Annotated in this window: 18 protein-coding genes; 5 read left to right on the forward strand and 13 right to left on the reverse strand. The window is 65.1% G+C overall.

Translation table 11 applies throughout. The features are described 5' to 3' along the window. The first annotated feature begins 10 nt into the window (after nucleotides 1–10). Nucleotides 11–1,657, forward strand: coding sequence for a lysine--tRNA ligase (locus JD971_RS11230; RefSeq protein ID WP_236672064.1), 1,647 nt, complete (start codon nucleotides 11–13; stop codon nucleotides 1,655–1,657). Between the two features lie 10 nt (nucleotides 1,658–1,667). Here JD971_RS11230 and JD971_RS11235 read toward each other — a convergent pair whose 3' ends face one another. Beyond that, nucleotides 1,668–2,342 (reverse strand): 2OG-Fe(II) oxygenase, encoded by a 675-nt coding sequence (locus JD971_RS11235; protein ID WP_202083445.1) that lies wholly within the window; start codon nucleotides 2,340–2,342, stop codon nucleotides 1,668–1,670. A 74-nt stretch (nucleotides 2,343–2,416) separates the two neighbouring features. Between JD971_RS11235 and JD971_RS11240 the strand changes: the two genes are divergently transcribed. After that, on the forward strand, nucleotides 2,417–2,971 hold the full coding sequence (locus tag JD971_RS11240; protein ID WP_202083446.1) for a cytochrome b: 555 nt from the start codon (nucleotides 2,417–2,419) through the stop codon (nucleotides 2,969–2,971). Between the two features lie 46 nt (nucleotides 2,972–3,017). Here the strand turns inward: JD971_RS11240 and JD971_RS11245 are convergent, their stop codons facing one another. The 9 genes from JD971_RS11245 to JD971_RS11285 form a co-directional block, all read right to left on the reverse strand. Continuing rightward, entirely contained in the window at nucleotides 3,018–4,118 is a 1,101-nt protein-coding gene (locus tag JD971_RS11245; RefSeq protein WP_236672065.1) for an RcnB family protein, read from the reverse strand. A 162-nt stretch (nucleotides 4,119–4,280) separates the two neighbouring features. After that, nucleotides 4,281–5,078, reverse strand: coding sequence for an SDR family NAD(P)-dependent oxidoreductase (locus JD971_RS11250; protein ID WP_236672066.1), 798 nt, complete (start codon nucleotides 5,076–5,078; stop codon nucleotides 4,281–4,283). Beyond that, entirely contained in the window at nucleotides 5,042–5,578 is a 537-nt protein-coding gene (locus JD971_RS11255; protein WP_202083448.1) for a VOC family protein, read from the reverse strand. Before JD971_RS11255 ends, JD971_RS11250 begins: the two co-directional genes overlap by 37 nt. A 12-nt stretch (nucleotides 5,579–5,590) precedes the next feature. Then, on the reverse strand, nucleotides 5,591–7,015 hold the full coding sequence (locus tag JD971_RS11260) for a 2-oxo acid dehydrogenase subunit E2 (RefSeq protein WP_202083450.1): 1,425 nt from the start codon (nucleotides 7,013–7,015) through the stop codon (nucleotides 5,591–5,593). A gap of 15 nt (nucleotides 7,016–7,030) precedes the next feature. Then, on the reverse strand, nucleotides 7,031–8,044 hold the full coding sequence (locus JD971_RS11265) for an alpha-ketoacid dehydrogenase subunit beta (RefSeq protein WP_202083451.1): 1,014 nt from the start codon (nucleotides 8,042–8,044) through the stop codon (nucleotides 7,031–7,033). A gap of 17 nt (nucleotides 8,045–8,061) precedes the next feature. After that, nucleotides 8,062–9,033 carry a thiamine pyrophosphate-dependent dehydrogenase E1 component subunit alpha gene (locus tag JD971_RS11270; protein ID WP_202083453.1) on the reverse strand — a complete coding sequence of 324 codons (972 nt, stop codon included), beginning with the start codon at nucleotides 9,031–9,033 and terminating at the stop codon, nucleotides 8,062–8,064. Nucleotides 9,034–9,058: 25 nt separating this feature from the next. Further along, nucleotides 9,059–10,267, reverse strand: coding sequence for an acyl-CoA dehydrogenase family protein (locus JD971_RS11275; RefSeq protein WP_202083456.1), 1,209 nt, complete (start codon nucleotides 10,265–10,267; stop codon nucleotides 9,059–9,061). A gap of 1 nt (nucleotide 10,268) precedes the next feature. Next, complete coding sequence (locus JD971_RS11280; RefSeq protein WP_202083457.1) at nucleotides 10,269–11,414, reverse strand: thiolase family protein; 1,146 nt, start codon at nucleotides 11,412–11,414, stop codon at nucleotides 10,269–10,271. Continuing rightward, nucleotides 11,411–11,806, reverse strand: a complete 396-nt coding sequence (locus tag JD971_RS11285) for a Zn-ribbon domain-containing OB-fold protein (protein WP_202083459.1) — start codon at nucleotides 11,804–11,806, stop codon at nucleotides 11,411–11,413. Before JD971_RS11285 ends, JD971_RS11280 begins: the two co-directional genes overlap by 4 nt. A gap of 157 nt (nucleotides 11,807–11,963) precedes the next feature. On the opposite strand from JD971_RS11285, the gene JD971_RS11290 reads away from it, so the two are divergent. After that, nucleotides 11,964–13,601 carry a GMC family oxidoreductase gene (locus JD971_RS11290; RefSeq protein WP_202083461.1) on the forward strand — a complete coding sequence of 546 codons (1,638 nt, stop codon included), beginning with the start codon at nucleotides 11,964–11,966 and terminating at the stop codon, nucleotides 13,599–13,601. A gap of 29 nt (nucleotides 13,602–13,630) precedes the next feature. Beyond that, nucleotides 13,631–14,407 (forward strand): triacylglycerol lipase, encoded by a 777-nt coding sequence (locus JD971_RS11295; RefSeq protein WP_202083463.1) that lies wholly within the window; start codon nucleotides 13,631–13,633, stop codon nucleotides 14,405–14,407. Between the two features lie 13 nt (nucleotides 14,408–14,420). On the opposite strand, the gene JD971_RS11300 is transcribed toward JD971_RS11295, so the two are convergent. From JD971_RS11300 to JD971_RS11310, 3 genes are read right to left on the reverse strand one after another with little or no spacing between them, the layout of a single operon-like run. Next, on the reverse strand, nucleotides 14,421–15,023 hold the full coding sequence (locus tag JD971_RS11300) for a GNAT family N-acetyltransferase (RefSeq protein WP_202083465.1): 603 nt from the start codon (nucleotides 15,021–15,023) through the stop codon (nucleotides 14,421–14,423). Beyond that, on the reverse strand, nucleotides 15,020–16,102 hold the full coding sequence (locus JD971_RS11305) for an alpha/beta fold hydrolase (RefSeq protein ID WP_202083467.1): 1,083 nt from the start codon (nucleotides 16,100–16,102) through the stop codon (nucleotides 15,020–15,022). The genes JD971_RS11300 and JD971_RS11305 overlap by 4 nt, the downstream gene beginning before the upstream one ends. Further along, complete coding sequence (locus JD971_RS11310) at nucleotides 16,099–16,476, reverse strand: poly(R)-hydroxyalkanoic acid synthase subunit PhaE (protein WP_202083469.1); 378 nt, start codon at nucleotides 16,474–16,476, stop codon at nucleotides 16,099–16,101. Before JD971_RS11310 ends, JD971_RS11305 begins: the two co-directional genes overlap by 4 nt. A gap of 194 nt (nucleotides 16,477–16,670) precedes the next feature. Here JD971_RS11310 and JD971_RS11315 point away from each other — a divergent pair, with 194 nt between their 5' ends. Then, nucleotides 16,671–17,786, forward strand: coding sequence for an acyl-CoA dehydrogenase family protein (locus tag JD971_RS11315; RefSeq protein WP_202083471.1), 1,116 nt, complete (start codon nucleotides 16,671–16,673; stop codon nucleotides 17,784–17,786). The last annotated feature ends 55 nt before the right edge of the window (nucleotides 17,787–17,841 follow it).

Here is a 17,841-nt window from a genome sequence, read left to right on the forward strand (position 1 = left end):
GGCATCGGCCATGAGCGATAGCACGAACGACATGAATGGCACGCTGCGCGATGCCGCCGCCGCGTCCAAGGCCTGGCCTTTCGAAGAGGCGCGCCGGATCGTCAAACGCTATCCCGATGGCAAGCGCTACGCGGATGGCAATCTGGTGCCGGTCTTGTTCGAAACGGGATACGGGCCGAGCGGGCTGCCGCATATCGGCACGTTTCAGGAAGTTCTTCGCACCACGCTCGTCCGCCGCGCTTACGAGGCGCTGACCGGCGGCCATCCGACCCGGCTCGTGGCATTCAGCGACGACATGGACGGCCTGCGCAAGGTGCCCGACAACGTGCCCAATGGCGCCGCGCTCACCGATCAGCTTGGCAAGCCATTGTCCCGCATCACCGATCCGTTCGGCGAACATGACAGCTTTGCCGCGCACAATAATGCCATGCTGCGCGCTTTTCTCGACCGGTTCGGTTTCGACTATGAATTCATCGCCGCGTCCGATCGCTATAATTCGGGGGCGTTCGACGATGCGCTGCGCAATGTCCTGCGGCAGTATGACAAGATCATGGGCGTCATGCTGCCGACCCTGCGCGCCGAACGGGCCGCGACCTATTCGCCCATCCTCCCGATCAGCCCGACCAGCGGCCGCGTATTGCAGGTGCCGGTCGAGGTCGTCGATGCCGAGGCAGGCATCGTCCGGTTCGAGGACGAGGGCGAGACGATCGAGCATTGCGTGCTGGGCGGCCGGGCCAAGCTGCAATGGAAGGTCGACTGGGCGATGCGTTGGGTCGCGCTCGGCGTCGATTACGAGATGTATGGCAAGGATCTCACCGACAGCGGCGTGCAGTCGGGCAAGATCGCGAAGATCCTCGGCGGGCGCAAGCCGGAGGGGCTGATCTACGAGCTGTTCCTCGACGCGAAGGGCGAGAAGATTTCGAAGTCGAAAGGCAATGGCCTCACCATCGACGAATGGCTGCGCTACGGCAGCGAGGAGAGCCTCGGCTTCTACATCTATCGTGAGCCGAAGAGCGCGAAGCAGCTCCATATCGGCGTCATTCCCAAGGCCGTCGACGAATATTGGCAGTTCCGCGAAAAGCTTGCCCAGCAACCGATCGAGCAAAGGCTGGGCAACCCTGCCTGGCACACGCTGCGCGCGAATACGGGCGGGGCGGGGGCCGACGCGCCGGGCGAGGGCGACAGCCTGCCAGTGACGTACGGGCTGTTGCTCAATCTCGTCAGCGTGCTCGGCGCGCAGGCCGATGCCGAACAGGTGTGGTCCTATCTCGGCAATTACATCGCCGATGCCTCGCCCGACGCGCATCCCGACCTTGCCGTGCTGGTGGACCGGGCGCTGGCCTACAACCGCGATTTCGTGGCCCCCACGATGCAGCGCCGCGCGCCGGAGCCGAACGAGGCCGCCGCTCTCGCCGCGCTCGATGCCGAACTCGCGAGCCGGGCGGAGGACACCCCGCCCGAGGAATTGCAGAACCTCGTCTATGAAATCGGCAAGCGCGAGGAATTCGGGTTCGAGAAACTGCGCGACTGGTTCCGCGCGCTGTATGAAACGCTGCTCGGCAGCGCGCAGGGGCCGCGAATGGGTAGTTTCATCGCGCTTTACGGCGTCGGCAACAGCCGGACGCTGATCGCGGAGGCCATCGCCCGCAAACCGTAGGGCGCCGGCTTCAGTACCAGCGCCGGCTGCGATACCAGCGGGTCACGACATATTTGACCCCGGCGAGCACCGGCGTCCCGGCGTGCAGCGTATCGACATTCGGCGTCCCGTCGTCGAGCGCGTTGTTCCACGCGATCAAGGTGCCGCGCTGCGGCGGGATGGACACGTTGACGCGGGGGAAATCGGTCGTGCCGCCTTCCTCCACATCGTTGAGATAGACCATCAGCGTCCACGCCCGCTGACCACCCGTGGCGACCTTTTCGGTCCAGTAGTGCGCGTCGGTATCGAACCAGTCGTGATGCGCCTTGAACTGCTGGCCCACCTCGTACCGCTGCCCCTGAAGCGTTTCGCCGAAATTCTCCTCCACGCCGAGCAGGTCGTCCATGCGCCGGTGCAGCATGCGGATGAACGGGTCCGAGGGGTCCATGTCGCCGGAATAGCTGGTGCGGGAGGACCGCCCGTAATCCACGTCGAACACGGGCGAGGGGCGCGCGACCCGGTCGATCAGGTCGCAAAGCCGTTCGCATTCCTCCGCGGAAAAGAAATCGGCCACACCGAACAATTGCAGGTTTTCATCGACGAGCTTCTCGACCGAGGTGTCCGCCTCCAGCCGGGCAAGGACATGACGGTTCAGCGCGGCAATCTCGCGCTGGTTCTCTGCATCGATCTGGGAGACTCTGGCCATGAGATCCTTCGTTGGTGGATGGCGCCCGACAATTGTGCATTGTTCCTCTGTGCCGAGGTGATAAGCATGAAACCATGGACAGGATCAACACCCCGCAGCACCGCTATTCAAGCGTTGCCATCGCCCTCCACTGGATCATGGCCGTGTTGATCATCGGCAACTGGTTCATCCCCGTCCTGACCGAAGCGATGGCAGAGGACGTTCACCGATCCGCCATGGGGTGGCACAAGGCCATCGGCATCACCGTGCTGCTCCTCGCCGTGGTGCGCATCGCATGGCGCATCGTGCATCCGCGCCCCCCGCTGGAGCCCACGCTCCGCCCGTGGGAGCGGGCGCTGGCGAAAACGACCTACACGCTTTTCTACATTTTGATCGTGGCGATCCCGGTGGCCGGGTGGATCATGGTTTCGGCCGGAAATGACGGGATCGCGGCAAATATCCTCGGCATTGGCGTGCCGACGCTGCCCATTGCGGACAAATCCGCCGGGGAGGTCGCCCATGAAATGCACGAAATCCTGGCGTTTTTCATGGCCGGACTGGTCGTGTTGCACGTGGCGGGCGCGTTGAAGCATCATTTCGTCGATTCCGACGGGACGCTGGCCCGCATGGTGCCCTTCCTCCGCCGATAGGGACCGGCCCCGCGCCCGGTCCGGGGGCGCGAGGCGGGGGTTTCGCTTACCAGAAGAAGTCGTGGATCACGTCGACGACGCGGCCGTTATACGTATCGACGAGCAGGACATCGTCGTAATACCGGACCCAGCGATAATCGCCATAGACCGCCGGCAGGCGATAGCGCCACGGATCGTTGATCCAGTAACGCTGGCTATAGAATGGCGAGCCGAGCGAGATGCCGATGTTGAACCGGCTATAGCGATAATCGCGATAGGGCGGTGCATAACGGCTCATCCGGTAGAGCCGGTGATTCGCCATGCGATAGCGTTGCCAGTCATAGCGATCGCTTTCGCGCCAGCGCCGGTCCCAGCGGTTGTGGCGCGCCTGTTGCCCGTCGCGCCAGTCCCTGCCGCGCCAGTCGCGGTCGTCCCGGTTGCGGTCCCGGTTCCGCCAGTCGGAATTCTCGCGGCGGTCCTGCCAATCGCGCCCGTCACGCGCGTTATCCCTGTCGCGCCAGCGTTCGTTCCCGCGCCAGTCGCGATCCCTCTCACCATAGCGGTCCCTGTCGCCATCGCGATCCCCGCGCCGCTCGCGCCAGTCGGAGCGGTTGCGATCATCGTCCCGCTCGCCACGGCGCCAGTCGGAACGGGTGCGCCAGTCGGAACGGCTGCGATCATCGCTCCGCTCGCCCACCCGCTCGCGCGCGTCCCGTTCCCATCGCTGGCCGCGGTCCCGACGGTTGGTATCATCGGGTTGCGGAATGGCGGGTCGCTGCGTCCGCGCGGCCTGCGCGGCGGCGGCGTCGCGCATGGCGCGGCGTTGCTGTGCCGCGGCATCGCGGGCGCGCTGTGTCGGGGTGGCTTGCGGACGTTCGGCGCGCCGCTCGGCACGATTGTCGGTGGTGCCGACGCGATCCGCCCGGCGGCGATCGGGGGTGCCGGTCCTCTCCCGCGGCTGATTATTGCGGCCGATCGTGCGGTCCGGGCGCATCGTGCGGTCCGGCGCCATTCGCGCATCGGCATTATCGGCGGGGGCGAATACAGGGGCGGGAGCACTCTCCGCGGCCGAAAACGCGGGCGTGGCCGAGGCGGTCGGCACAGCGGCGATCATGCCGGAGGCGAGCGCGGTGGCCGCCATGGCTTTCAATCGGTCGACCTTTTTCATCAATTGCTTCCTTGGCTGAAACGCGCCCCTCGCCGCGTCGGTGTCGATGACGTTCCCATCATAGCACGGCGGACTGTCGCATTTGTGAACCGCCCTATCGGCAATTGTTCATTGAAAATCTGGTCTGGCTGAACATGAATGCGGCCAAAGGGGTTGCCCGCGTTACAGCGACGTCACCAGATGACCGCCATCGACCGGGATGACGGCCCCTGTCATGTAGCTTCCCGCGTCCGAACATAGCAGCAGCAACGGCCCGCTCAGCTCGTGCAGCGCGCCCGTCCGGCGCTGCGGTATGGTTTTCACGAAACGCCGGCCGTCCTCGCTGTTGAGGAAATCGGCGTTGATGTCGGTCTCGAAATAGCCGGGCGCGAGTGCGTTGACCCGGATGCCGTACCGGGCGAGTTCCAGCGCGAGATTTTTGGTCATCTGCACCACGCCGGCCTTCGACACGGCATAGGCGGTGAGGTGATGCCCCTGCCGCAGCCCCAGGATCGAGGCGGTGTTGACGATGCTGCCTCCTGCGCCGCCATCGCGCATCGCCCGCGCCGCGGCATGGGCCATCGCAAACGCCCCGTTGAGATTGACCGAGAGCACCCGGTCGAATGTCGCGGCATCCTGGTCGAGCACGGGAGCCGCCTCGGTCATGCCGGCATTGTTGACGAGGATGTCGAGCCCGCCCAGCTCCTGCGCCATGGCGACGGCGCGGTCTGCGTCGCCGTCGCGCGTGACGTCGAGTTCGATCGTGCGAACCGAGACGTCGAGATGGCACAATTCGTCGCGCAGCGCCTCCAGCCGGTCGACCCGGCGCGCGGCGAGTGCGACATGGGCACCGCTCTGCGCGAGCACGCGGGCGAAATGCGCGCCCAGACCGCTCGACGCGCCGGTGACGAGCGCGACCTTGCCCGAAAGATCGACCGAAAGGCTCACCCGATCGACCGCACCGGATCGGACCCGTCCCAATCGGCGGCGCAGGCCTTCATGTGTTCGAAAAATTCGGCGCCGCCGTCATCCAGCTTCACATATTCGACGACGCCGCCCGGCCCGGCGCCGGGATCGGCATAGATGACCGCGCCGCTCTTGCCGACCTTGCCCTCGACGAGGATCTCGGCCCCCGCCTCGCGGCAGGCGCGATACGCCTCCTCGATATCGTCGACCACGATGCACACATGCTGCACCCGGTCGTGCACCGCATGGTCGCCGGTATAGTGCGCCGGGGCATCGTTTTCGGGCCGGACCAGTTCGATCTGCATGTCGTTCCAGTAGGCGATCGCGACGCTGAACACCGCGTCGGTCGGCGCGCCCTTGTATTTCATGTCGCCGAGCCGGATATTTTCCAGCATGAAGAACGGGCCGACGCCCATCGTCTTCGTCCAATATTCGATCGCGGCGTCGAAATCGGCAGGTAGGTAGGCAAGCTGCATGATTTCGCCGACATCGGCGAGGCTTCCGGCCTTTGGCATCGTTTCTCTCCTCTATCCGAACAGCTGTTCGGGATCTTCGAGCATCATCTTGAACGTTTGCAGGAATTGCGCGCCCGTCGCCCCGTCAATGGCACGGTGGTCGACCGACAGGGTGAAGGAGATGCGGTTTTCGAACGCGATTCCGCCATCCGCCGTTTCGACCGGCACGCGGTTCGATCCGCCCACGGCGAGGATCGCGCCCTGCGGCGGGTTGATGATCGCGTCGAAATTCTCGATCCCGAACATGCCGAGGTTCGACACGGTGAACGTGCCCCCGTCCATGTCCTCGTAACCGAGCGTGCCCTCCTTCGCCTTCTCGATCAGGCCCTTGGTGGCGTTCGCGATCTGGTCGATGCGCATGCGGTTCGCCTGGCGCACGATCGGCGTGACGAGCCCCTTGGGGCTGGCCACGGCGACGGACACGTCGGCATGGGCGAACCGGTGCACCTCGTCGCCGTGCAATTGCACGTTGACGTCGGGATGCCGGGCGAGCGCGCGGGCGGCGGCCATCACGATGAAATCGTTCACCGACGCCTTGCAACCCAGCACCAGATTGGCCGCCTTGCGCATGTCCAGCATCGGATCGGCATTCACACTGATCCTCAGGTAGAAATGCGGGATGTCCTGTTTTGCTGTGGTCAGGCGCTTTGCCACGACCTTGCGGATCTTGTCGAAGGGCACGATGTCGGCTTCGTTCGCGACGAGCCGGAAGGGTGCGCCCGCAGTGCCGGCGCCATCCTCGTCCGGCATTTTCGCCAGCACGTCCTTCTTCGAAATGCGCCCGCGCGGTCCGGTCCCGCTGAGCGAGGACAGGTCGATATCGTGCAGCGCCGCGATCCGCCGGGCGAGGGGAGAGGCGAAGATCGCATCTTCCTCCGGCAGGACGGTCGTGCCCTTGGGCTTTGCCGTGTTCGGGCCGCGTATCGCCTGATGCACGTCCTGATAGGTGATGCGCCCTCCGCGGCCCGACCCCTCGATCCCCGCAATGTCGACGCCTTCCTCCTCGGCGAGTTTCAGCGCCTCGGGGCTGATCGGTCGGTTGGTGTCGATCTTCACGCGTTCCTTCGGCGCGGAAGCCTGCGGTTCGGTTTCTGGCTCCGGGGCGCTCTCCTTCGGGGCCGGTTTCGCATCGCCGCCGCCCGCCGGCTTGAAATTGGCGATGAAGGCCTCGACCTCGTCCTCGCTCGCATCGGCGCCATCGTCGAACACGGCGAGAAGCGCACCCACGGGCAATTCGGCGCCCGCCTCGGCGATGACGCGGCGCACCTTCGCACCATATTCGGCATCGACCTCATTGGTGATCTTGGCCGTTTCGATCGAACAGATCGTGTCGCCCTTCGCGAAGTCTTCCCCTTCCTTCACCTGCCATTCGGCGATGGTGCCTTCTGTCATTTCTATGCCCCATTTGGGCATGGTGAACGCGCGTAGCCTGGCCATGTTCAGTCCCCTTCCTCAGCGATAGTCCAGCGCCTTGCGAACGGCGGCCTCGATCTTGCCCGGATCGGGAAGATAGGCGCTTTCCAGTTCGCGGGCGAAGGGGACGGGGGTGTGCGGGGCGGTCACCATCTGCGGCGGCGCCTTCAGGCTGGCGAACGCCTTGTTGGACGCGAGCGCGACGATGTCGGTGGCAAGGCTGCACCGGGGCGGCGCCTCGTCCACGACGACGAGCCGGCCCGTCGCCTCCACCGAATCGAGCACGGCTTCCTCGTCGAGCGGGCTCGTGGTGCGAAGGTCGATCACGTCGCAACCGATGCCGTCCTCGGCGAGCGTATCGGCGGTCTTTTCCGCAAGGCCGACCATCATGCCGGTGGCGACGATGGTCACGTCCTCGCCCGCGCGGGCGAGCCGGGCATGGGCGAAGGGAATGGTGAAATCGGGATCGTCGGACACTTCGCCCGACAGGCCGTAGAGCGCCTTGTGTTCGAGGAAGATCACCGGATCGTCCTCCCGGATCGCCTCGCGCAGGAGACCCACCACATCGCCCGGCGTCGACGGCATCACGACCTTCAGCCCCGGCATCCCGGTCAGGATTTGATGCACCGACTGGCTATGCTGCGCCGCGGCGTTGAAGCCTGCGCCATACACCATGCGGATGATCGCGGGGCATTTCGACTTGCCGCCGAACATGTAGCGGAATTTCGCGATCTGGTTCCAGATCTGGTCGAGCGATACGCCGATGAAATCCGCGAACATCAATTCCGCGATGGGCCGTTTCCCCGTAAGCGCGAGGCCGCCCGCCGCGCCGACGATGGCGCTTTCCGAAATCGGCGTGTCGATCACCCGGTCGGGGCCGAACGCGTCGTAAAACCCGGTGGAGGTGGACCAGATGCCGCCGATGGCCTCCGGCCCGCCGGCCGTGCCCATGCCGCCGACAATATCCTCGCCCAGCACGACGACGTTTTCGTCGCGCTCCATTTCCTGAAAGATCGTTTTGCGAACCGCGTCGCGGTAAACCATTTTAGCCATGTGCTCGCTCCTGCGGTTCAGTAGCTGATGTAGACGTTTTTATGGACGTCGTCGGGCGTGGGGCGCGGCGCGGCGCGCGCCTCTTCGACCGCTTCCTCGATCAGCGTGAGCACTTCCTCGTCCACCTTGTCGAGATCGGCACCGTCGAGCAGCTTTGCCTCGGTCACCTTCTTGCGGAAATTGTCGATGCAATTGCGCTCGGCCCAGAGGCGGTCGAGTTCGCCTTCGCCGCGATAACGCTGCGGATCGCCTTCGAAATGGCCGTAGAACCGCTCGGTATCGAACTCGACCGCGGCCGGGCCGTTGCCCGCGCGGACATATTCCAGAAGCTCGCGCATGGTTTCGTAGACGGCGAAGAAATCGGTGCCGTCGGCGCGCCACACCTTCATGCCGAACGCTTCGGCGCGGCTGGCGATGTCCTTGTTCGTGCCGACCGCGTAATCGACGCCGGTATGCTCGGAATAATGGTTGTTCTCGAACACGAAGATGCACGGCGCCTTGGTCACGACGGCGAAATTCATCGCCTCGAACGTGGTGCCCTGGTTGCACGCGCCATCGCCCGAAAACGCGATGGACACATGGCCCTTGCCATTGATCTTTGCGGTCAGCGCCGCACCGACCGCGATGGGGGCGCCCGCGCCGACGATGCCGTTGGCGCCGAGCATGCCCTTGTCCGTGTCGGCAATATGCATCGAGCCGCCCTTGCCATTGCAAAGACCGTCCTGGCTGCCCCAGATTTCCTTCATCATGCCCTTCACGTCGCACCCCTTGGCCAGGCAATGGCCGTGGCCGCGGTGCGTCGACACGATCTTGTCATCGTCGGACAGATGTTCGCACACGCCGACCGCGACGGCTTCCTGCCCGCAGTAAAGGTGCGTGAACCCGGCGATTTCCCCGGTGGCGATTTCCTCGTGCAGCCTTTCCTCGAACTCGCGGATGATCTTCATCCGCCGGTAGGCTTGCAGCAGGTCTTCTCGGCTTAGCTGCATCTCACTCTCCAGTTGTTTTCGCCGTTCACAGACCGAGGACGGTCTTGGCGATTATCGTTGATTGAACTTCGTTCGTGCCGCCGAAGATCGTCCAGGCCCGGCTGTTGAGATAGCGGGCCGAGGCAACCTGCGCATCGGCGGAGCATAGCGGGTCGGGCGCATTCTCACCATAGAGCGGGCGCGCATTGGGAAGCTGAAGCCCCGCCGGACCGTAGAGATCGACCGCGAGCAGGTCGATGTCCTGCCGCAGGTTCGACGCGATCATCTTCGTCAGCGACGTCTGCGGCCCCGGCGTGCGACCATTCGCGATCTCGGCCAGGATTTTCAGCTCGATCATCTCAAGCGCATCGACCTCCAGCCGCAGTTTCGCCACCCGCCGTTTCCAGTCGCGATCGTCGGCAAGCGTTCCGCCCGTGCCGTCGGGCTGCTGCGCGGCGGCGATCATGATCTGGTCGATATCATAGGCGAGCTTGGGCGCATGGCACGAACCGCCCCGTTCGTTTTCGAGCAGGAATTTCGCGATGGCCCAGCCTTCGCCTTCCTCCCCGACGAGATTGGCGACCGGCACGCGCACGTTTTCGAGGAACACCTGATTGACCTCGTGATCGCCGGCGAGCGTCACGATCGGGCGGATCTGCACCCCCGGATCGTCGAGATCCATCAGGAGGAATGAAATGCCCGCCTGTTTCCTGCCGTCCGTATCGGTCCGCACGAGCACGAACATCCGGTTCGCGAAATGGGCATGGGTGGTCCAGATCTTGGAACCGCTGATGACGTAATCATCCCCGTCGCGCACCGCCCGGCACGACAGCGAGGCGAGGTCGGACCCGGCATTGGGTTCCGAAAACCCCTGGCACCAGTAATCCTGCCCCGACAGGATGCGCGGCAGATATTCGCGGCGCTGTTCCTCGGTCCCGAAATTGAAGATGACGGGCGCGACGAGTTTCAGCCCCAGCACGGTGAGGTTCGGCGCCCCGGCGAGCGCGCATTCCTTTTCGAAGATATAACGCTGCGTCGGGGTCCAGCCGGTGCCGCCATATTCCTTCGGCCATTGATAGCCGAGCCAGCCTTTTTCGGCGAGAATCGCGTTCCAGTCCTGCCCGACGTCGGGTTCGACGAACACGGTGGGCGAACTGGCCGCGCCGCGCTTGATCCGGTCGGGCAGATTGTCGCGCAGGAATGCACGAACCTCTTCGCGAAAGGCGGTTTCCTGCGGGCTAAGATCGATATCCATATCAACGTTCCAGAATGGTCACGGCGGAAACACCGGGCGCGCCATAGACATGGCTGTAGGCGGTCTTCGGGTTGCCGGGGACTTGGCGGGCGCCGCCGTCGCCGCGCAATTGCACGACATTTTCGTAAACTTGGCGCAGGCCCGATGCGCCGATCGGCTCGCCGCAGGCAAGGCAGCCGCCATCGGTATTGACCGGCAGGCGGCCATCGATCTCGGTCCACCCCTCGCGGAGGTAGCGTTCCTGCTCCCCGTCCGCGACAAAGCCGTTCTCGGCCATGTGCATCAATTCCGCGCCGGCCTCTGTATCCTGCAATTGCGCGACGCCGATGTCTTCGGGGCCGATGCCGGCGATTTCGAACGCATCGCGGCTGGCGATATTGGTGGCGGACCCGCCGCGCTCCACGTCGATGGACGGGGCGAACACCTCGAAACTGCCGGGCGGGCGGGTGCGCATCGTCGCGGCCTTGAGTTTCACGATCGGCTTGCCCAGTTCGCGGGCCTTCTTCTCGCTGGCGAGGATGAGCGCCACGCCGCCCTCCGCCGGCGAGCAGAACATGTATTTGGAGTAGGGATCCGACACCATCGGCGCATCGAGAATGACGTCGAGCGGGACCGGATCCCGCCGCCAGGCATGGGGCGCCTTCGCGCCGTTGCGAAACGCCTTTGCCGCGACCCGGCCGAGCGTTTCGCGCGAAATGCCGTTGAGATGCATGTAGCGCATGATCTTCGTCGCAAAGAACTGCGTCGTCACCATGTAGCCAGCATCGCCGTACCATTCGGGCAGGTTGTATTCGGCAGGTTTCGCATCGAACGCGCCGCGCGGATGCTTGTCGAACCCGACGGCGAGGCCGATGTCCGCCTCGCCCGCCTTGATCGCCATCTGCGCCGAGAACAGCGCCGATCCGCCCGCGGCGCAGCCATTGCGCACGTTGATGAATTGCGCGCCGGTAAGGCCGAGCTGCTCCACCATCGTGTCGGGATTGCCCGCCGCGTCCGACGCGCCATAGGCGAAGTCGACATCGCCCCATGCGATGCCTGCGTCGGATAATGCTTCCCGCACGGCGAAGACCCCCTGTTCCAGGCCGGAGCGACCCTCGGTCCGGCCGAAGGGGTGGATGCCGATGCCCACGATGCACACGTCGGTCATGCCGATGCTCCTTCGGGCCGAAAGGCCGGAATGGCGACGCTTTCGGCCGCATCGGGGTCGAGCGGCACCTGCGTCAGTTCGAGCGGCATGCCGATCTCGATTGCGCCGAACTCCACATCGGTCAACCGCGCCTCCACGATGGTTTCGCCCGGCAGCTCGACATAGCCGAGCGCCCAGGGGGTGAACGCCTCCGGCCCGGCATAGGGCGGCGATTTGGGCCGGAATCGCTGAATGGTGTAGCTCCACAAGGTGCCGGTCCGCGACAGGGGAACCGCCTCGAACCCGTCACCCGGCGGGCAGGGAAACACGATGCGCCCGGTTGCGCGGTCCCGCCCTCCGATCAATCGCGGCGGGTCGTCCTTCGTGAACAGTCCTGAAGCGATGGGTTGCATGGCCAATCCTCAAAAATCTCGCGAATTTTTGCCACAAAGTACCGGCAATTCGTTCGTGCCTCGGACTAAAGCGCAAAGCGGGGCGGTTGGCAGGCTCCCTAAAACGATAGGGTGCGACGGCGCATGGCTGTGCAAGGGTGTGCCGGAGGAGAAAAGGATGGCCGAGATGTGGGATTACATCGTGGTTGGCGCAGGGTCGTCGGGCTGCGTTCTTGCGGAGAAGTTGAGCGCCGACGGACGGTCGAGCGTGCTCGTGCTCGAGGCGGGGGGCGAGCCTTCGTTCTGGAACCACGTGCCCAAGGGCGTGGCGAAACTGGTGAAAGACCCGGCCAAGATCTGGCTGTACAAGGTCACGCAGCCGCGCGATTACGTCGGCACCGACGGCGACGACGATGCAGGCGGCGAATTCTGGATCCGGGGCAAGGGGCTGGGCGGAAGTTCCGGCGTCAACGGCATGATCTGGAGCAGGGGCGAGCCTGCCGATTACGACGCGTGGGAACGCGAGCATGGCGCCGCCGGGTGGAACGGCGCGGCGATGACGGATGCGTTTCGCGCATTGGAAGATCACGCCGACGGCGCCTCCGACACGCGCGGCGCGGGCGGGCCGGTGCACGTCGATCCGCAGATCTACACCTACCCCCTTGCCGAGGACATGATCGCGGCGGGAGAGACGCTCGGCCTGGAACGCGTGCGCGACCTCAACGGCTCGACCGGGCGGCGCGTCGGTTACTACACGCACAATATCAAGGATGGCGTGCGGCAGAGTGCGGCGAAAACCTTTCTGGAGCCGGCGCGCAGGCGGCCCAATGTCCGTGTCGTGACCGGCGCGCTGGCACAGCGGATCGTGATGGAAAACGGCCGCGCCGTCGGCATCGAGGCAAAGGTGAACGGGCGCGCGAAACGCTTCGATTGCGCGGGCGAGATCATCGGGTCGGCAGGCGCGATGGAAAGCCCGCTGCTGCTGCAACGCTCGGGCATTGGCGATCCGGAACGGCTGGTGCGCGCAGGTGTCGATCCCGTCGTCGCAGCGCCCGATGTTGGCGAGCGCATGATCGAGCATCTCTCGCTTTCCATGCCGTTCCGCCTCGACGAGGGGAAGGGCACGCACCATCATTTCTTCGGGCTGGGCCTGATGCGGGCGATGGCGCGGTGGGCGATGCGGCGCGACGGGATCATGGCGACCGGCCCGTTCGAGGTCGGCGCCTTCGACAATGTGCACCATCCCGACGGGCGCACCGATGCGCAATTCTACCTCGGCGCGTACAGCTTTGCCGTGGGCGGCGACAACGATCCCGTCCCGCTGGACAAGATCGACAGGCGGCCCGGACTCACCATCTACGGTTCGCTGCTCCGGCTCACCAGCGAGGGTTCGCTGCGCATCACCGGCCCGGATGCGGACGATGCGCCGAAGATCGAACCGAATTTCCTGACCACCGAGCATGACCGGCAAAGCGCCGTCGCCATGGTCCGGCGCATGCGCGAATTCGTCCACGCGCCGCCGCTCGGCCAGAGCGTCGGCTGCGAGGAAATTCCCGGTGACGAGGTGGAGAGCGATGCGGCGATCCTGGCCGCGTTCCGGCGGCTGTCGTCCTGCGGCCTGCACGGGATCGGCACCTGCCGCATGGGGAGCGGCGATCGCGCCGTGGTCGATCCGCGCCTGCGCGTGAACGGGGTGGACGGATTGCGGGTGGTCGATTGCTCGGTGATACCGGGTCATGTCACGGGCAACACCAATGCGCCGGCAATGGCCATCGGCCTGCGCGCCGCCGCTCTCATCCTCTCCGACCGGCCATAACGCGGCCCTTGCCAGAAAAGCACCCCACCATGGCACGACGCGACACGATCACCCGGCCTTCCTATGGCTGGACCGCGCTGGAACCGGCGCGGTCGCTTTTCAACATCGCGGCCCTGGCGGCGAGCTGGCCGATGCTGGCCAGCGCGCCGCGCGGCGACGGGCACCCGGTCATGGTGCTGCCCGGCTTTGCCACGAATGACGCGATGACGGTCCCGCTGCGCATGGCGCTCAAACGGCTGGGCCATGACGTGCATACCTGGGATCTGGGATGGAACCTCGATCAGCACAGCACGGGCGAGAATGGCGAGCATATCGCCCGCCGCATTGCGGACATCGCACAGGCGACCGGGCGCAAGGTCAGCCTTGTGGGGTGGAGCCTGGGCGGTGTCATCGCGCGGGAGGCTGCGCGCCGCGATCCCGCCGACGTGCGACAGGTGATCGCGCTCGGCAGCCCGTTCACCGGCAATCCGGATGCGACCAATCTGGGGCAGCTCTACGAATTGCTGACCGGCAATCGCGTGTCTGCGATGGAGCGTCATCCCCGCTATGTCACCGGGGGCAAGCCGCTTCCGGTGCCGTCCACCGCGATCTATTCCAAGAGCGACGGGATCACCGCCTGGGAAAACTGCGTCAGCGAAACCGACGCCCGCACCGAAAATATCGAGGTGTGGACGAGCCATTTCGGCTTTGTCGCCAATCCGGCGGTGCTCTACGCCGTGGCGGACCGGCTGGCATGTGCGGAGGGTGACTGGACCCCGTTCGTGCCGGGCGGGCCGTTCGCCGCGTTCTACTTCCCGCCGGATTGAACGGCCCGCGCGCTCAGTCTCCGGGGAAATTGTCGGGCAGGCCGTAAACCTCGTGCGCGGACCGCAACCGGTTCACGTCGAGCGCCAGTATCACGATATCGTTTGTCACCCCGCGCGCGTCGCGGACCTGGTTGCGGAGCAGGGCCTCGGGCCTGAAGCCCATATCCTCGAACAGGGACAGGGCCGATGTCTGATCCGGAGTCATCCGCACGATCAGCCGTTCGATCCCTGTTTGCTGCGCAATATCCATGCTGTCCTGCGCCAGCGCCCGGCCGAGCCCGCTGCCGCGTGCGTCGGGCGCGATCAGGATGCGGATCTCGCCCACATGCGGCGACCAGCTCAGCTCGTCGCGGACAAGCGCGCTGCTCCCCACCACCCGGTCGCCGGAAAAGGCCAGCGTGCTGCGGATGAGGCCGCGTTCGCATTGATCCAGCCACGCATCGACCACCTTCGGATTGCGAATGTCGCGTTCGAGGAACATCAGATCGTGCAGCGGAATGTCCCGCGCGAATGCGAGGAGCGCATCGCCGTCCTCGCGGCGCAGTTCGCGCAGGCTCCAATCGATGCCCTTCTTTTTCGCCACCGGCTTTGCTCCCCTTGTCGCCGCGCCGGTCATACCGGCCTCCTCGCGAGCCAGCTGTCGATATGGGGCCACAGGCGCCTGACCGCGGCAGGCCCGGCGACGAGGCTGACATGCCCGCCCTTGGAGACGAGGTCGTGCGTATCGCGGGAGGACGTGTTGTCCATGAGCGGCATGGTCGATTCCTTTTTCACCACATGGTCGTGGACGGCGGTGATGTTGAGCACGGGCATGGAAATATTGGACAGATCCGCGATGCGCCCGCCTATCTCGAGCTGACCGTTCGCAAGCGCATTGTCCCAGAGCAGATCCTCGATCAGCTGCCGGAAATAGGTGCCCGGTACCGGCAGCGTTTCCGCCGCCCAGCGGTCGAACATGCGATAGGACTGCACGAAATCGTCGTTCCACATGTTGGACCACAGATGCATCTTGCCCGCCGTGCGATTGGCAGGACGCGCAAGATCGAACGCGCCGAGCATGATGTCGGGCGGGATCACGTCCAGTGCGTCGACGAGATGGTCCAGATCGAAATGGCGCCGGTCGGCCCATTTCTGAAACAGGGTCATGTGGTGGAAATCGACAGGCGTTGCAAAGGCGACGAGATTGCGTGCCGATGCCGTGCCGTAAAGCGCGGCGTGAATGACGGCGAGCGTCCCGCCCATGCAATATCCGGCGAGCGTGACCTGCGTTTCGCCGGTCAGTTCGCGGATGCGCGAAATGCTTTCGGGGATGAACCCGTCGACATAATCGCCAAGGCCGAGTTCCGCCTCGTCCCGGCGTGGCGGGTTCCAGTCGAGATTGAACACGTCATAGCCGCGCTCCAGCATGAATTCGACGAAGCTTTGCCCCCTGGCCAGGTCGAAGATATAGCCGCGATTGCTCGGCGGCGACACGAGCAGCAGCGGCGTGCGGTAGATTTCGTCGAGCACCGGGCGATAGCGATAGAGCACAGCCGTGCCCTTGCGATAGACGACATCCTTCGCCATCGCGCCGACCGGCTGCGTCCCGGCGGTGAGGAATTCCAGCCCCTTGATATTGCGCTTGATCGCCCGGTCGATCTCGCGCCGGGCGAGTTCGGCAATCTCCTCGCCGGGCGGCAGAGTCAGCTCGCTCATGCCGCATCGTCCGGCGTGTCGCCCGCCGGGGCCTTGCGCGTGCGTTTGGGTTCGCTGCGGGCGATGGGGCGGGCGGGCGTCTCCTCGCGCTCGACCGCGATGCGCAAGCGTTCCAGCCCGTCCTCGAGCGCGGCCATGCGTTCCGACAATTCGTCGATCTGGTTGCGCGTCGGCAGGTTCATCGATTGCAGCATTTTTTCCATCTGCTCGGTCATCGCCTTTTGCGCGACGAGCGAATATTTGGTGGCCTGCCCCATCGCGGCGCTGAACTGCTCGCTCTGCGTGACGCGGGTGGACCAGTCGTTCATCTCATGCTCCCACGCCGCGACGAATTCCTGCCACATGTCGGTCGGGCTTTTCGGCGGTTTCGGCATGTTCGGTCCTTTGCGGTTAGGGCGTCGCGGCCGGCGTCATTCTTTTTCCCGCAGGTGTGGCGCGCGAAAAATCCGGTCCGCCTGCGGATGATAGTCCAGGAATGACCGCCCTGCCAACTCGCCTAGCTTTTTGCGCAGCACACGTGCGGCGGTTTTTGCTGTTAGATCGCCTTTCGAAAAAGGGGACGGATGCCGTGAATTTCGATCTGACCGAAGACCAGGAAATGTTGAAGGCGGTGGCGGAGCGGTTCGTCACCGATCGTTACGATGTCGAACGCCGGCGCCAATATCTGAACGAGGCGGGCGGTTTCGGCGCGGAAAACTGGGACTTGCTGGGTGAGCTTGGCATCATTGCGGCGCCTTTTGCGGAGGAACTGGGCGGGCTCGGGCTCGACGCGACGGGGATCGCCGTCGTGTACGAGGCGCTCGGCCGCGGGCTCTTCGTCGAACCGTTGATCGAAAACGCGCTGATGGCCGGGCAATTGTTCGCACGCCTCGCCGACGAGACGCAGCAGGGCGCGTGGATGGAGGCCGTTCTTTCCGGCGCAAAACGGCTCGCAATCGCGCATGCCGAACGCGGCTCTCGCAATGGCAGCCTGTTCGTCAAGACAGCCGCCGAGGGATCGGGCGCGGACGTGACATTGCGCGGGCACAAGCCGTTTGCCGTCGCGGGCTTCAACGCCGACGGCTATATCGTGAGTGCGCGCCACGATGGCGACCCGGGCGATGCTGCGGGCTGGGGGTTCTATCTCGTGCCCGCCGATGCGCGGGGGTTGTCGGTGACGCCGTGGCGCATGGCGGACGGGTCGATGGCGGCGATGCTCGACCTCGATGGCGTGCCGGGGGCGCGGCTGGGCGGAGCAGGCGACGCGGCAGAGGCACTCGACACGGTCGAAACGCTGGTCTCGCTGGCACGCTCGGCCGAAATGCTGGGCATCATGGAGCGCATGTTCGCCGACACGCTCGATTATGTGCGCACGCGCGAACAGTTCAACCAGCCCATCGGCAAGTTTCAGGCGATCCAGCACCGCATGGCCGCCCAATACGCAGTCCTGACGCAGGCGCGCGCGCTGGTTGAACTCGCCGTGGTGAAGGAAGGCGAACCCGATTTCGCAAAGGCGGTCCATGGCGCCCGCGCCTTCATCGCGGGCCACGCGATCGAGATGGGGCACGAAATGATCCAGTTCCACGGCGGCATGGGCATCACCGACGAGCTTGCTCTGGGCTTCGGGCACAAGCGGCTTCTGGTGCTGTCGCGCTGGCCGCAGGATGCCGATACCGCGCTCGACCGCTACATCGACATGGGCTGAAACGGGCGGGCACGAAAAACCCCCGGCATCGCGCGATCCCGGGGGTTTCTCTTTG

The organism is Croceicoccus sp. YJ47 (assembly GCF_016745095.1).
In the GTDB taxonomy this organism is placed as follows: Bacteria; Pseudomonadota; Alphaproteobacteria; order Sphingomonadales; family Sphingomonadaceae; genus Croceicoccus.